General features: G+C 26.3%; 11 protein-coding genes. 9 read left to right on the top strand and 2 right to left on the bottom strand.

Annotation, left to right across the window (positions count from 1 at the left end; translation table 11 throughout):
* Positions 1-19: 19 nt before the first annotated feature.
* Complete coding sequence (locus KO488_RS14810; protein ID WP_228319238.1) at positions 20-1972, bottom strand: methyl-accepting chemotaxis protein; 1953 nt, start codon at positions 1970-1972, stop codon at positions 20-22.
* Positions 1973-2124: 152 nt separating this feature from the next.
* Positions 2125-2439: a F0F1 ATP synthase subunit C gene (locus tag KO488_RS14805; RefSeq protein ID WP_216059584.1), complete on the bottom strand. Its 315-nt coding sequence runs from the start codon at positions 2437-2439 to the stop codon at positions 2125-2127.
* Positions 2440-2662: 223 nt separating this feature from the next.
* Here KO488_RS14805 and KO488_RS14800 point away from each other — a divergent pair, with 223 nt between their 5' ends.
* From KO488_RS14800 to KO488_RS14760, 9 genes are all read left to right on the top strand, one after another.
* Positions 2663-4744 carry a hypothetical protein gene (locus KO488_RS14800; RefSeq protein WP_216059583.1) on the top strand — a complete coding sequence of 694 codons (2082 nt, stop codon included), beginning with the start codon at positions 2663-2665 and terminating at the stop codon, positions 4742-4744.
* A 146-nt stretch (positions 4745-4890) separates the two neighbouring features.
* Complete coding sequence (locus KO488_RS14795) at positions 4891-5091, top strand: hypothetical protein (protein ID WP_216059582.1); 201 nt, start codon at positions 4891-4893, stop codon at positions 5089-5091.
* A 108-nt stretch (positions 5092-5199) separates the two neighbouring features.
* Positions 5200-5904 carry an SDR family NAD(P)-dependent oxidoreductase gene (locus KO488_RS14790; protein ID WP_216059581.1) on the top strand — a complete coding sequence of 235 codons (705 nt, stop codon included), beginning with the start codon at positions 5200-5202 and terminating at the stop codon, positions 5902-5904.
* A gap of 107 nt (positions 5905-6011) precedes the next feature.
* Entirely contained in the window at positions 6012-8039 is a 2028-nt protein-coding gene (locus tag KO488_RS14785; protein WP_228319237.1) for a methyl-accepting chemotaxis protein, read from the top strand.
* 109 nt (positions 8040-8148) lie between these two features.
* Positions 8149-8793, top strand: a complete 645-nt coding sequence (locus KO488_RS14780; protein ID WP_216059580.1) for a TetR/AcrR family transcriptional regulator — start codon at positions 8149-8151, stop codon at positions 8791-8793.
* The gene (locus KO488_RS14775) at positions 8783-10576 is read left to right on the top strand and encodes a TolC family protein (protein ID WP_216059579.1); all 1794 of its coding nucleotides are present in this window, start codon (positions 8783-8785) and stop codon (positions 10574-10576) included. Before KO488_RS14780 ends, KO488_RS14775 begins: the two co-directional genes overlap by 11 nt.
* Positions 10569-11681, top strand: a complete 1113-nt coding sequence (locus tag KO488_RS14770) for an efflux RND transporter periplasmic adaptor subunit (RefSeq protein WP_216059578.1) — start codon at positions 10569-10571, stop codon at positions 11679-11681. Before KO488_RS14775 ends, KO488_RS14770 begins: the two co-directional genes overlap by 8 nt.
* 1 nt (position 11682) lies before the next feature.
* Positions 11683-14751: an efflux RND transporter permease subunit gene (locus KO488_RS14765; protein WP_216059577.1), complete on the top strand. Its 3069-nt coding sequence runs from the start codon at positions 11683-11685 to the stop codon at positions 14749-14751.
* Entirely contained in the window at positions 14741-16018 is a 1278-nt protein-coding gene (locus KO488_RS14760) for a dicarboxylate/amino acid:cation symporter (RefSeq protein ID WP_216059576.1), read from the top strand. The genes KO488_RS14765 and KO488_RS14760 overlap by 11 nt, the downstream gene beginning before the upstream one ends.
* Positions 16019-16029: the final 11 nt, after the last annotated feature.

Below are 16029 nucleotides of genomic sequence, written 5' to 3'. Positions count from 1 at the left end.
TTAATTATTATTAGATATTTTACTTTTCTCTAAATTTCTTTGTATTTACAGTTTCTAAAATTTGGATAGCTAACTTTGAGGTATTTTGCGCAATATCATGAGTCTGTGTTGCTACTGCTGCATTATTTTGAGATTGTTGGTCTAATTTAGTTATAACATCGTTTATTTGCTCAATACTAGTTCTTTGTTCTCTTGAAGCTTCAGATATATCAACAATGGCATCTGTTGTTTTGATAATATTTTCATTTAACTTATCATATCCTTTAATCATACTATCAGCAATTTGTTTTCCATTATCAGTTTTTGAAGTGGCATTTAGAACTAATTCTTTAATCTCTTTAGCCGCATCAGCTGATCTATTAGCTAGGTTTCTAACTTCTGCTGTAACTACTGCAAATCCTTTTCCAGCTTCTCCAGCCGTTGCTGCTTCAACAGCTGCATTTAATGAAAGAATATTTGTTTGGAAAGCAATTTGATCAATTACTGTAATTGCATCTGCAATAGCTTGTGTTTGTTCATTAATTTCATCCATAGAAATAACCGTTGAGTTAGCAAGTTTTTGCCCTTCTTTTATAGATGCTGAAAGTTCATTTGAATGATTAGACATTTCTGTTATTCGATTAGTATTATTTATAATAGTACTTGTGATTTCTTCAATTGCAGCTGCTGTTTCCTCTAAGGATACAGCTGTTATATTTGATGATTTATTTAAAATATCGACATTTTGAAGTAAAGTTTGTGAACTATCTTCTAGTGCTAAACCATTTGATTTATTTTCTTGAAGCATTTTGTTAATAATATTAGATAGATTATTTAGACCTTTAGAAATATTCCCATTTGCATCTTGAATATTATGGACAAAATTTAATTCTGAATATTCTTGAAGTTGAGATAATATAGGATTTATATCACTATTAACATTGTTACTAATTGTTGTAATCATTTTATTTAATATATCTTTTAGTTCATTTAAAGATTTATTTGAAGCAGATTCTCTAACTTTTACATCGAGTTTCCCTTTATTTACTTGAGAAACAACTTCTTTCACATTATTAATTAATTTTCTATCTTGATTAATATCTTCAGATATTAACTGCATTTCTGAGTTAATAACTTTTGCCATATTTCCAAATTCATCACTAGTATTGATAGCTATCTTCTTAATTTCATTTTCATCACCTTTCAAATATCTAAAGAAAAAATTTAAACCATCTTCAACTGTTGATAAAGGTGCCAATATTTTTCTTAATGAAAAGAAGATGATTCCTAGTATTATAAATAGTAAAACTAAATAAAGTATGATCTCTTTTAAAATAGTATTATCAATCTCCTCGAAGATTTCATCTTTATTAAGTTTGATTATAAGTTTCCAGTTTGTAGTTAAAATTGTTGCATAAGAAACTAGTTCTTTAGCTCCATTATTTATAGCTTCTCCAAAACCTATTTTATTATTAGTTTTAATCTGACTATAAAGTTCATCTTTTGTATTTATTGCTTTTTTATTTTTGTGAATGATAATTTTTCCTTTTTCATTCAACAAATATGACATTCCCATACCATCAATTTTTACATCTAGAATAGTATCTACAACGGTAGTAATAAAAATATCTGATCCAATAACACCTGTTACTTTGTTGTTGATTATTAAGGGTGTATACACAGATACTACAAGTTTCTTTGTACTTACGTCAACATAAGGTTCAGATACTCCCGATTTCTTTTTTGTTATGGCATCTATATACCAAGGTCTTTTTCTTGAATCGAAATTATCTTTTTCAACATTTAAGATTGAATTGTCAGATAAAAGTAACGCCCCATCCGATTCAAAACCAAGATATACATCAACAAAATTTCCTGCTTTTTTACCTAAACTTAGTGCTTTTATGATCTCTATATTATTTATATTAATATTAATATTATCTTTTTGTAGTTTATTTGCAATTGCTTCAACGATATCTATTTTAGATTGCAAATAACTATTAATAAATTTATGAAGTTATTTTTTGACTTTAGAGAATAAAATAGTTTATAGAATGGTAAAGTAAGAATAAAAAATTAAGTAAAAAAAAGGGCCAGAAGTAAAACTTCTGACCCTTTTAAAGTTTATAAGTTGAAACTTATAGCTTACCCTAAAAATGGGTTTGCATATAATGCAATCATAGCAATAACAAGTGCATAAATAACTTGTGCTTCGATCATCGCTAAAGCAATGAACATTGTAGTCATTAATTTTCCACCTAAACCTGGGTTTCTAGCAGTACCAGCAATAGTTGCAGCAGCAGTATTACCCATACCAACAGCTCCACCAAGAGCAGCAAGACCAAGACCTACACCAGCAGCAAGTACTGAATAAGCTTTTAATGTTTCGTTTGCAACAGCACCGTCAGCAGCAAAAGCAGCTCCAGCAATAGCAAGCATTAATAAAACGATTTTTTTCATTTGAAATCCTTAAAAAATATTTTGATAAAAGTCTGTTCGGATAGCGTAACCAATATATAAATACATTAGCAATACTCACATAAATGCAAATATTTCCCTACTAATTACTTTAATCGGAAAAATTATATAGAAAATTAGATTATAAATAGATAAAACAATTATTAATCTATAGTTTATTTAAAAATTTGCTATAATTAATCTAATTATTAATTCAAGGGTTATTATGAAAAAGTTTTTTATAGGGTTAACGATATTAATTATACTTATTATTGGTACAGTTTATGGTGTTTTATTTACAAAAACAGGTAACAATTTTGTAGCGTCATATATTGAAAATAAAGTGAATGATGAACAAAAGGATGTTCAACTAAAAGTGAATGATTTTACATTAACATTTAATACAATTAATTTTAATGCAACAATTAGTGATAATTCAAATATAAATATTGCTGGTGATCTAGAAATATTTAAAAAGAAAGTTGATCTAAAATATGATATTAAAATAAATGAATTATCAAAGTTAGAAAATCTTATAAAGCAAAAATTTAATGGTCCTTTTTCTACAAATGGAACTTTTAAAGGTGATGCTAATTTTGCAGTTATAAAAGGTATCTCAGATATTGCTGAAAGTAAAACATCTTATGATTTAAAGCTTGTAGATTTTGAAGCAAAGAATATTAACTTTCTTGTTGAAGATGCAAGAATTGAAAAACTTTTACATCTATTAAATCAAAAAGACTTAGCTGCAGGTAATCTTACTATTAAAGGTGATATTAAAGATGCTAATATCCCTAGTTTAGATGGGAAGGTTATTGTAAATATTTCTAAAGGTAAGTTAAATAATCAGGTAATAAATAAAGATTTCAATCAAAATATATCTTCACCAATTTATTTTAAAAGTGATGTTATCGCTAATTTAACTCCTAATAAAGCAAGTATTAAATCTGATTTAATTACTTCTATTACAGATGTATTTGCAAATGAAACTGAAGTTTTTTTGGATAGTGGAAAAATATTAACGGATTATAAGTTAGATGTAAAAAACTTACAAAAACTTGAAGGAATTATAGGAACAAAACTTTATGGTAATTTTATAACTAGTGGAAATATTGCTATAAATAATGGAATTATTAATATAGACGGTAGCTCAAATATTTTTGATAGTTTAACAAAGTATTCTCTTAAGTTAGTAGATTCAAATCCTGAATATGTAAAATTTAATATTACAAATGCAAAAATTGATAAGTTATTACATATTTTAAATGAGCCTGTATATGCTGATGGTATTTTAAACATTGATGGAAATATTACAAATGCAAGGCCTGAGTCTTTAGCTGGTTTTATAAAAACTGAGATATTAAATGGAAAAATAATCAACCCTGTTGCAAATACAGTATTTAAACAAAACTTGAAAAAAGAGATTACTTTTAAGGGTGAAACTGCAACTACATTAGTTCCAAATGAAGCAATAACAAGTAGTAAAATTACTACAACATTAGCAAACCTTGATATTAAAAAAGCGGTATTTACTTTCAAAGATGCCGCTTTTGATACTGATTATGTACTTGATATTCCAAGTTTAAGTAATTTATATGATATTACATCTACAAAAATGAGAGGCGAAGTAAGTATAAATGGGAATATGAAAAGTAAAAATAAATCACTTCTTTTAACTGGAAACTCAAAGCTTCTTGGTGGAGATTTAGATTTTAATTTAAAAAATGATGACTTACATGCAGATATTAAAAAGGTTCAAATAAAAGAACTTACTCATATGCTATATTATCCAGATGTTTTTGATTCTGTTACCGATTTAACTTTAGATTATAATATGCTAATGAAAAAAGGAAAACTAAAAGGTAATTTAGTAAAAGGTCATTTCTTACCTAATAATTTTTCAACTTTATTAAATCAGTTTGCTAAGTTTGATATTACTAGAGAAATTTACGATACCGTAGATATAAATACAAATATTGATAAATTAGTTTTATCTTCAACTGTTAATATGAAGAGTAAAAATACTCAAATTGATGTAACAAAATCTATTTTGGATTTAGAAAAAAGTACAATAGATGCCGTTATAGATACGAAAATCAAAAAAACACAATTTGCTTTAAAGATAAAAGGAGATACTTCTAAACCTAAAATCTCACTTGATTCAAAAGATTTAATATCAAATCAAGTTAATAAACAAATTGATGAAAATAAAGAAAAAATAAAAGAGAAACTAAATAAAGTTTTAAAAGGTAAGTTAGGTGATGATGGAGCAGAAGAAATATTAAAAAATTTCAAATCGCTTTTCTAAAATAAGGTGTAAAACCTTGTTTTATTTACTTTTAATTAAGTCTAATCGGGTATTATATATGTATATTAAAAAAAAGGGTTCTCATCAAAATATTACTTTTAATATTCATAACCATCGGATTAAGTGCTAATACGTACAAGTTTAAAATGTTAGAAGAAGAGAAGCTGGGACTTATTAATAAATACGAAATTAGAGTCGAAGTTGCAAGGCTTGATAGATTTTTTAAAAGAGTAAAGGTTTTAAATAAAACTCTTAGCTGCTTTAAGAACTCAAGAAGTAAAAGAGAAATTACAGCTTGTAAAATTGATGAAAATAAAAGAATAATGCAAATGATAAAAAAAGGTTAATCCTTTTAACTCTCTATATTAATTTAATCTCCTTTTTAAACCAATCTAAAAGAAAAAATACTAAAATAATCTCATATTAAAATTATATAAACTTACAAAGGTTAAACAATGTCAAAAAAAGTATTAATTACAGGTGGAAATAAAGGAATAGGGCTAGCAGTTTCACGAGCAATGTTAGAGCTTGATTATAAAATTATTGTTGTTGCGAGAGACTTTAAAAATTTTGCATTAGGTGGACTCCCAAATGTTACAGAAATCAAATATGATTTATCAAATATTGATGGTTTAAAAGATTTAGCAAAAGAGATTGGAAATGTTGATATTTTGATTAATAATGCAGGTTTTATGCAACCTAAATACTCTTATGATAATTATCCAAAAGAAGCAAAAGAAAAAATATTAAATGTTGATTTACATGCACCAGTAGAATTAATGAATTTATTATGTGAAAATATGAAAGCTCAAAAGTCTGGAAGAATAGTAAATGTGGCTTCAATAGCAGGACAAATTGGACATCCTGATATTTGGTATGGAATAGCAAAAGCAGGTTTAATTAATGCTACGAAAATATATGGAAAACTTCTAGGGGCACATGGTATTACAGTAAATTGTGTTGCACCAAGTCCTACAGAAACTGATATGCAAAAAGATAATTCAGAAGAGAGAAAAAAAGAGTTTAAAAAAACTGTTTCATCAGGGAGATTTGCAGAACCTGAAGAAGTTGCAAAAGCTATTGTTTGGTTAGCAACAGAGTGTCCTTCTTATATAAATGGAGTTACTCTTGATATAAATGATTGTTCTTATAGTAGATAATAATTATTATTAAAATCTTATTTTAATGTAAATTTTAATAAAATAAATAAAACGGAATAGCTTTTTATCTTGTGAATACAAAGCTACTTCATGCTACAAGGGGCATTATGTTTAAAAATTCTTCTATAAAAAAAGTATTGATTTCTAGTGGATTTATTATTATTTTATTCTCTACAATAAGTTTTACACTTAATGTGGTGGAACTAAATTCTATAGAAAAAGAGGTAAAAGAACAAGAAGAGAATATCTTACCTAAAGTAATTGATTTTTTAACTCTTGAAAAAGATGTAATTCAAGTACAGCAATGGCTAACTGATGTTTCAGCAACAAGAGCTGCTGAAGGATATGATGATGGTTATGCAATTGCTAAAGGATATTTTGATGAAGGGAATAAGCTTCTTGATAAGTTAATTACATCTTCTAAACAGGATAATGATTCTAAGAGTGTTACCGATTTGCAAAATTTTAAAACTGACTTTAAAATGTTTTATGAAGTTGGTGTTAGAATGGCAGATAGTTATGTAAAAGATGGACATACTGAAGGTAATAAACTTATGTCTGAACTTGATCCTTTTAGTGAAAAATTAACAAATAAATTAACATCTTGGATTGATATCCAAAAGAAATTAAGTGAAGATAAATCTGTACTTATTACTGAAACTATTAGTTTTATGCAAAGTAGTTTATTAATATTTGGAATTATTCTAATTATTGTAAACTTTCTGATATTTGGAATGTTAATAAAAAGAATAAATGGTTCAATTTCTAACTTTCAAACTGGATTATTAAATTTCTTTAGGTATTTAAATAAAGAAACAAAAGAAGTATCTATGTTAGATGATACTTCAAAAGATGAATTTGGAATGATGTCAAAGGTTATAAATCAAAATATCACTAATGCAGATTTAATAATCAAAAGTGATGAAAAGTTTCTAAGTGAGGTTGCCGATTTTGTTGAAAATATTAATAAAGGTTATTTAACAACTAGATTAAATAATAAAGTAGAATCAGAAAACCTTGAAAAACTTAGAAATAGCATGAATAATATGATTTCAGATTTAAATGAAACTATAGGTAAAGATATAAATAAGATTATTGAAGTATTAGAAAGTTTTTCAAAATTAGACTTTACTAATTCTATAAAAGATGATAATAATAAAATACCAATGGCTTTAAATAATGTTACAAAATTAATCAATGATATGTTAGTTGAAAATAAATCAAATGGTTTAACACTTCAAGAAAGTTCAGACTCTTTAATGCATAATGTAGAAGTGTTAAGTAGTTCATCTACACAAGCAGCTTCATCTTTAGAAGAAACAGCAGCAGCTCTAGAAGAAATTACTTCAAATATTTCTAGTAATAATCAAAAAATAATTCAAATGTCAAACTATGCAAATGACCTAACATCTTCAGCTTCAGACGGTCAAAGTTTAGCAAGCCAAACTACTGTTTCTATGGATGAAATAAATACGCAAGTTAATGCTATTAATGAAGCAATTACTGTAATTGATCAAATAGCATTCCAAACTAATATTCTTTCATTAAATGCAGCAGTTGAAGCAGCAACAGCTGGAGAAGCTGGCAAAGGATTTGCAGTTGTTGCACAAGAAGTTAGAAATCTTGCAAGTAGATCAGCCGAAGCTGCTAAAGAAATAAAAGTATTAGTTCAAACGGCAACATCAAAAGCTGATAATGGCAAAAATATTGCAGATGAAATGATAAAAGGATATAGTGACTTAAATGATAATATATTTAAAACATTAGATTTAATAAAAGATGTTGAAAGCTCATCAAAAGAACAATTAACTGGAATTGAGCAAATAAATAGTGCTGTTAATGAGTTAGATCAACAAACACAACAAAATGCAAATGTAGCAAGTGATACAAAGCATATTGCAGAAAGTACACAATTTATTGCAAATACGATTGTTACAAATGCCAATGATAAAAACTTTATTGGAAAAGATACTGTTAAAGCTAAAGATTTAGATACAAAAAAATCATATAGTGAAGTAATTGTTTCAAAAGAAAATGAAATATTAAAATCAAAACCAAGAGCTACAAAGCTAGAAGAGAAGTCAAAAATCATCACTTCAGATAAAAAAGATGATGATGAGTGGGAAAGTTTTTAGGATTAAAATACAAGTTTTATAAAAGCAGTCTTTTTTTGACTGCTTTTTTTTAAGTTCTTGTTTAGAGCATTTGTTCTAAAATAATATAATAAATGATCTAAGGTTAAAAATGGCTACAACAAAAGAAAAGATTATAGAAACTTCTATTAAACTATTTAATGAGAAAGGTTGCTTAAACACTTCTACTAGACATATTGCAGATAAACTTGGTATTAGTGTTGGAAATTTATATTATCACTTTAAAAATAAAGAAGATATTCTTATAGATATTTTTACAAATTATGTAAAGATTGTATTTAAAGAAGTAAACTCAATAAATTATGAAAAAGATGAAATGTTTCTATTGAAAGATTTTTTATTAAATAATCTTGAAACAGATATTCAATATAGATTTTTACATTTGGAGCTAAACTTGTTACTTATGAGTTTTCCCAAATTTAAATATATTATGGAAGAACAACTTAAAAATGAGATTAAAATAATAAAAAAACTTTTAGATCATCAAATATTGTATGGATATATCAAACCAATGAGTGAAAATGAAATGAATTTTTTAGTTTCAAATACTTGGATTATTGTTACAAATAATCTATCTTATTGGAATATTTTATCAAATGATTTACATTCAAATGTAAAAAATGGTTCTTTAAATATTTATTATTTTATTAAACCTTATTTAACACAAAAAAGTTTAGATAATGAAAAACTTAAAAATATAGAAAACTTATTATTAAAGGGTGATAATGAATTATAAAATAGTATTAATCCTTGCCTTTTTTTTGAATATTGCAAATGCTAAAACATTTAAAATTGATTTATTTGTAGATTCTTCATCGAATAAATATATAAATGAAATAAAAACGCAAGCTAAAACCTTATTCTCTTCAAAGGATAATATAGATTATAATATAAAAATATGTGATAAGAACTGCAAAGATAATCTTAATAAGTATACTAATAAAATTATTTTGGTTAATAGTAGAAAAAAATATGAAAAAAGAAATAACTTATATATAATTTCTTACAATTTTTTACTAAGTAAGTATGAAAAAGATATTTTTATAAGAACTAGTGCCTTAGCTATTTTTGAATACTTAAAAGAAAATATAAAAAGTAAATCTATTTATCTTGAAAATAAAGAGATACTTATAAGCACGGTAAATACAACAAAAGAAACAAGTGAAATATCAAAAAATGCAAAAAAATTAAATCTAAAAGATGTATTTTCCCTAGCTTTTAAAAACAATCTTGAAATACAGCAAAACAAAAATAGTTTATTATTAAATAAGCTAAATATTAATGATGCCAAAAGTGACTATAAGCCAGATATTAGTCTTTTTTCTAACTATACACAAATAGATGATGACCGTGCAAAATATTCAAGTGGTATTTATTCAGAAGGTACTTTTACTGCTGGTTTAAAAATAAGTCAATTAATTTATTCAAATGATGTAATTCAAAATATTAATATTAGAAAATCAATTTTTAAAGCAAGCAAACAAGAAACAAAAGCTTTAAATGATGAGATTATGTATAAGTTAACAATTATTTATCTAAATATAATAAAAGCAAAAAAATATAATGAGATTATAAATATTAAACATGATTTTATTTCACAAAATTTAAACTTTTCAAAACAAAGAGTGAGTATTGGAGTTCAAGATAGAAGTGATATTTATAGATGGGAAAGTGAATTAGCAAATGTAAATATGGAACTATCTCAATCAAAGAAAAATTTAAACTCACTTAAAATTGAATTGGCAAATATTTTACAAATAGAAAATAATTTAGATTTTAAAGAGTATGGAATGAACTCTGAACTTTTTAAAATATTGGAAGAAGATGCGATTGTACATATAAGAGATAAAAAAGTACAAAATAGCTTTATAAATGAACTTGTTTTTACTCATTCACGACTAAAACAGTTAAAAGAACTAAAAGTTGCAAAAGATTATGAATTGGATATGAATAAAGATTCAAAATATCTACCAACATTGGCATTTGTAGGAAGTGCAACAAAGATAATAGATAGATATGGAGAAGGAAGTGATGCGAAAAGATATACAGATGATAAAGAATATCAAGCTGTAATAAATTTAAATCTTCCATTATACGAAGGTGGAATTAAAAATAATAAAATAGAAAAAAACTCAATAGAATTAATAAATTTAAAATTGAAATATAATGAAACAAAAAATTTAATAATTCAAAATGTAAAGAAAAATTATGAATCTATTTCTAGCTCATATGAAAAAATAAAGTTTGCAAGGGTTTCAGAAAATTCATCAGAAAAAAACTTTGAGTTAATACAAGATAAATATAAAAATGGAAAAGAAAATATAATATCTTTGCTTGATGCTCAAAACTCATATATTGTTTCTAAGTTAAACTTGAATATCTCAATTATAGATTATTTAGTTGATTTAAGTTCTATATATTTCTTTAGTGGAAAAATAGATATTTTAGTAAACAAAGATAAAAAAACAAAATTAGAAGAAAAAATTATAAATATTACTAAGGGAACACAAAATGATTAAATATATTAAAGCTTCACTTATATTGCTTACTCTTACTTTAATTTTTACTTCTTGTGAAAAAAAGCAAGAAGTAATAGAGAAAAAGGACTTAGTTAAATCTGTATATGTAACAATTCCAAAAGTAAATAAAGATAATGAAAAGAGGATATTTAACGCACTTGCATCTTCTAATAATCAAATTAAACTTAGTTTTAAAGTTCAAGGTAATCTAAACTATTTTAAGCTTAAAAATGGTGATGAAGTTAAAAAAGGTGACTTACTTGCAAAGCTAGATTCAAAGCCTTATGAGTTAAAAGTATCTCAAGTTCGTTATGCTCTTAGTGAAGCAAAAGCTGCTTTACAAAATGCAAAAAGTATATATGATAGAACAAAAAAGTTATATATAAATCAAAATGCAAGTGTTAGTGATATAGATAACGCACGTGCTAATTATAATGCGACTAAAGCAAAAGTTAATAATGTATCAAAAGAGTTAGAATATGTAAACCTACAGTTATCATATACAAAATTATATGCTCCAATTAGTGGATATATATCTTCTAAATTTGTATCTGAAAATGAGAATATAGCAATAGGAACACCAATAGTTTTAATAAGTGATAAATTAGTAGATGAAGTAACAGTTTATCTTCCGGAGTCTTATATAAATAAGATCAAAAAAGGTGATGAAGTTAAAGTTACTTTCACTTCTATAGATAAGAAAACATTTGATGGTAATATTTCTGAAATATCAAAGTTTATATCTAAAAATTCAAAAACATATTTAGTTATTGTAAAACTAAAAAATAGCTCTCCAAAGATAAAATCAGGAATGTCTGCTGATGTTTCTTTTTCTGTTTTAAACCAGAATAAACAACAAATATTTAAAGTTTCTTCTACTTCTGTGTTAAATGATAATAAAGGATATTTTGTATATATCCTTGAAAAAGAGAATAATAAATATTTTATTAAAAGAAGAAATATAAGTATTGGAAAGCTTGATGATGAAGGATTTGAAGTGTTATCTGGGTTAGAGGAAAATGATTTAATTCTAAAAGCTGGAATGAGTCAAGTTTTTGAAAATATGGAAGTTGTTATAGGAAATAAAAAAGAGTTAGGACTATAAAATGGATATAACGTCATTTGCTCTTAAAAGAGATAAGGTAACGATAGTTTTTACCCTTTTACTTTTTGTTTATGGACTTATTTCTTTTATGGATTTACCTCGAGCTAAAGATCCTGGATTTATAATAAGAACTGCAACAGTAGTTACTTATTTCCCAGGAGCAAGTGCAAAAAGAGTAGAACAACTTGTAACTGATAAGTTAGAAAAAAATATTCAAGAAATGCCTGAAATTGATTTTATAAAATCAACTTCAAAATCTGGTGTTTCAATTATCTTTGTAAATATATTAGAAAAACATAAAGAGATGCGTTCAATTTGGGATTCTTTACGAAGAAAAGTTGATGCAGGATCTAGAGAATTGCCAAGTGGTGTTTCCTCTCCTATTGTAAATGATGAGTTTGGCGATGTTTATGGTACTTTAATCTCAATTTCAAGTGATGGTTTAAGTCCTAAAGAATTAGAAGATATTGCAGATGATACAAAAGATGTATTTTTAAGACTTGATGAGGTTGCTAAAATAAATATCTTAGGGGTTCAATCTCAAAGAGTTCATATTGAGTTTGATAACTCAAAACTTGCAAACCTAAACTTAAGTGCAACATACTTGAAATCTATTTTACAAAGTAAAAATATTGTTTTATCAGGTGGAAGTATAAAAGTTGATTCTTCTAGATTATCAATAGAGCCATCAGGGAATTACAATAACTTAAAAGAAATAGAAAATACTTTGATTCCTTTAAAAACAGGAGAGAGTATATATTTAAAAGATGTAGCAGTTGTAAGTTATTCATATAAAGATCCTACTACTTATTTAGTAAATAAAGATGGTAAGAACTCCTTGATTTTAGCAATATCAATGAAAAAAGATGGTGATATTATTAATCTAGGAAAAAAAATTGATGAACTTCAAGAAAAAGTTCAAAGTAAATTACCTTTAGGAGTTTATCTTGATAGACTTTTTAATGAACCAAAAATTGTAGATGATATTATTAGTAATTTCGTAAGCAATTTATTACAAGCAATGGCGTTAGTTATTATTGTTATGCTTTTATCTTTGGGATTAAGATCAGGTCTTATAGTAGCTGTTTTAATTCCTATGTCAATTTTAACTTCTTTTATTATTATGTCAACTTTTGATATTTGGTTAGATCAAGTTTCTCTTGCTGCCTTAATTATATCTTTAGGTCTCTTAGTTGATTCTGCTATTGTTATGAGTGAATCAATTATGGTTTTAATGCAAAGAGGAAAGAGTGTAGTCGAAGCTTCAATTCAAAGTGCAAAAGAGTTAAGAATTCCTCTTTTAACTTCAGCACTTACAACCTCAGCCGCTTTTTTACCAATTTTTTTGGCTAAATCAACTACTGGAGAATATACTGCTTCAATATTTAAAGTAGTAACAATTGTATTATTATCTTCTTGGGTTTTAGCTCTTACGTTAACACCAGTTTTAAGTAAATACTTTATGAAAAAAGATATGAATAAACATCATGAAGAAGGATTTATTTATAAAGGATATAGAAAATTTTTAGCTTTTATTTTAAACTTTAGATTAGTGACTATTGTTGTTGTAATTACTGTTTTTATAAGTTCTTTGATTCTTTTAGATAAGGTTCCAAAAAAGTTTTTCCCAGATTCTGATGCTAATAGTCTTACTGTGGAAATACAACTTCCAGTTGGAACGGCAATTGAAACAACTATAGAAGATGTATCTGTAATTGAAGATTTTATACGTGAAAAATATATGAAAGAGGAGAATAAAAAAGTTATAAATTTTGTAACATTTATAGGTGAGAGTGCTCCTCGATTTTGGCTTGCATATAATCAACAATTAGCAAGTAGTGAATATAGTACAATTCTTATTAATGCAAAAGATGCAATATCAAAAAGTAGGATAAAAGAAGAGATTGAAATTTTTGCAAAATCAAAATTTCCTGATATGCAAATTGATGCAAAGTTTTTATCAAATGGTCCACCTATTAGTAAGCCAATTGAAATTCGGATTAGTGGAAAAGATATAGATACACTATTTGAAATTACATCAAATATAAAACAAAAACTTACACAAATTGAAGGTGTAAAAAATATATCTGATGATTGGGGATTAAAAAATAAAAAACTTATAGTAAATATTGATGAAGCAAAAGCTTTAAAAGAGGGTGTTTCAAACTTTGATATTGCACTTTCTTTGCAAACTGCATTAAGTGGATTTGAAGTTACAACTTTTAGAAAAGAAGATAAACTAATTCCAATTGTTTTACGTTCAAATCAAAGTAGCAAAGATAGTATTAATGCATTAGAATCTATTAATGTATATGCACAAAGTAGTGGAAAGAATATTCCACTTTCACAAGTTGCAAGTATTCAAACTGTTTATGAAGAATCAAAAATTATTAGACGAGATAGATCTAAAACTGTAACTATTGGAACTTATGTAAAAGATGGATATAGCGCAATGGCTATATTTGAAGAGATAAAGCCATGGTTAGATGAGTATTCAAGGGATTTTGCTTTGGGATATTATTATTCTTTTGGTGGAGAATATGAAGCTTCTGGAAAAGCGAATGAATCAATTGTTGTAAATATTCCAATAGCTTTTATGATTATCTTACTTTTAATGGTTACACAGTTTAATTCAATTAGAAAGCCCTTAATCATCTTAAGTACAATTCCTCTTGGAATGATTGGAGTTTCCTTTGGATTGTATGTTATGGACTCTTATTTTGGCTTTATGACACTACTTGGTGTTATTTCTTTAGCCGGAATTGTAATCAATAACGCAATTGTATTACTTGAGCGAATAAAAACAGAAGAAGAGGATAATAATAGAAATGCATATGATGCAATAATAGAAGCTTGTATTTCAAGATTTAGACCAATATTTTTAACAACAATAACAACTGTTTTTGGTCTTATTCCTCTTTGGTATAGTGGAGGACCTATGTGGGAACCAATGGCAATTGCAATTATTTTTGGTTTAATGTTTTCAACTATTTTAACACTTGGCTTTGTGCCAGTTTTATATTCACTATTATTTAAAATAAAAAAAGAAAAGGTAGAAGATGTTAAGTAAACTTTGGGTTCAAGTTTTAATTGGAATGGTTTTAGGTGTTGTCGTTGGTTTGATGTTATCTCCTAGTGCCTTTGCTTTAATTCCTGAACATATAGCACTTGAAATTGCACCTTGGGTTGCACTAGCTGGTAATATTTTTCTTGCACTTATAAAAATGGTTGTTATTCCTTTAGTTATGAGTTCAATTATTTTAGGTATTACAAGTGCTGAAAATACTGAAACATTAAAAAGTTTAGGTATGAAAATCGCTCCATATTTTGTATTTACGACAATAGTTGCTGTTACTATTGGTATTTTTATTGCCTTTACTATTAAACCTGGAAACTTTGTTTCAAGTGATATTGTAAATAATATAACTTCTAGTGTAGCTATTGTAAAAGATAAAGTTCCTATGCCAAGTATTTCTATTCCTGATATGATTGTAGGATTAATTCCTGTAAATACTGCTCAATCTGAGCTTGATGGAAATATTTTAGCATTTGTGATTTTAGCTATTTTTGTAGGTGTTGCTTTAATGAATATGGATAAAGAAGATGCTCAGCCTATGAAAGATTTAGCAAGGTCTTTTCAAGCTTTTTCAATGAAAGTAGTAGATTGGGCTATGAAATTAGCACCAATAGCAGTGTTTGGATTATTATGTAGTATTACAATTAAAATTGGTTTTGATGCAATTTCCTCTATGTCTATGTATGTATTTACAGTTCTATTTGGACTTTTTGTTTTATTATGTTTTTATTTATGTGTTGCATATTTTATAGGAAGAGTAAAACCTTTGGATTTTTTAAGAGATATTAGAGAAGTTCAACTTATGGCCTTTTCAACTTCAAGTTCAGCTGCTGTTATGCCTTTATCTATGAAAACAGCAGAAGATAAACTTCATATTCCAACTCCTATTTCAAAGTTTGTTATTCCTTTGGGTGCAACTATTAATATGGATGGAACAGCTTTGTATCAAGTAATTGCAGCAATATTTTTAACTCAACTTTTTGGTATTGATTTATCACTTGTTGAAATTATAATTTTAGCATTAACAACTGTAGGAGCATCAATAGGATCTCCTAGTACCCCTGGTGTTGGTATAGTTATACTTGCAACAATTCTTCAAGGTATTGGAGTACCTGTTGAGGGAATTGCTTTAATCTTAGGAGTTGATAGAATACTTGATATGTGTAGAACAACTATTAATGTTACAGGTGATTTAACTGCATCTTTAGTAATGAAAAGATTTACTTCGTTTAATAAAGTAAGTGATCTTAGTGAATCGTAAATATTAACTTT

Origin of the sequence: Poseidonibacter lekithochrous, from assembly GCF_018861145.1 — a bacterium.
Classification (GTDB): Bacteria; Campylobacterota; Campylobacteria; order Campylobacterales; family Arcobacteraceae; genus Poseidonibacter; species Poseidonibacter lekithochrous_A.
This window is presented reverse-complemented; position numbering and strand designations above follow the sequence as displayed.

Excerpts from the sequence above, each read along its gene's own strand:
- KO488_RS14765 (WP_216059577.1), top strand. The coding sequence starts at position 11,683 with ATGGATATAACGTCATTTGCTCTTAAAAGAGATAAGGTAACGATAGTT.
- KO488_RS14785 (WP_228319237.1), top strand. The coding sequence starts at position 6,012 with ATGTTTAAAAATTCTTCTATAAAAAAAGTATTGATTTCTAGTGGATTT.
- KO488_RS14795 (WP_216059582.1), top strand. The coding sequence starts at position 4,891 with ATGTTAGAAGAAGAGAAGCTGGGACTTATTAATAAATACGAAATTAGA.
- KO488_RS14770 (WP_216059578.1), top strand. The coding sequence starts at position 10,569 with ATGATTAAATATATTAAAGCTTCACTTATATTGCTTACTCTTACTTTA.
- KO488_RS14800 (WP_216059583.1), top strand. The coding sequence starts at position 2,663 with ATGAAAAAGTTTTTTATAGGGTTAACGATATTAATTATACTTATTATT.
- KO488_RS14805 (WP_216059584.1), bottom strand. The coding sequence starts at position 2,439 with ATGAAAAAAATCGTTTTATTAATGCTTGCTATTGCTGGAGCTGCTTTT.
- KO488_RS14760 (WP_216059576.1), top strand. The coding sequence starts at position 14,741 with ATGTTAAGTAAACTTTGGGTTCAAGTTTTAATTGGAATGGTTTTAGGT.
- KO488_RS14790 (WP_216059581.1), top strand. The coding sequence starts at position 5,200 with ATGTCAAAAAAAGTATTAATTACAGGTGGAAATAAAGGAATAGGGCTA.
- KO488_RS14780 (WP_216059580.1), top strand. The coding sequence starts at position 8,149 with ATGGCTACAACAAAAGAAAAGATTATAGAAACTTCTATTAAACTATTT.
- KO488_RS14775 (WP_216059579.1), top strand. The coding sequence starts at position 8,783 with ATGAATTATAAAATAGTATTAATCCTTGCCTTTTTTTTGAATATTGCA.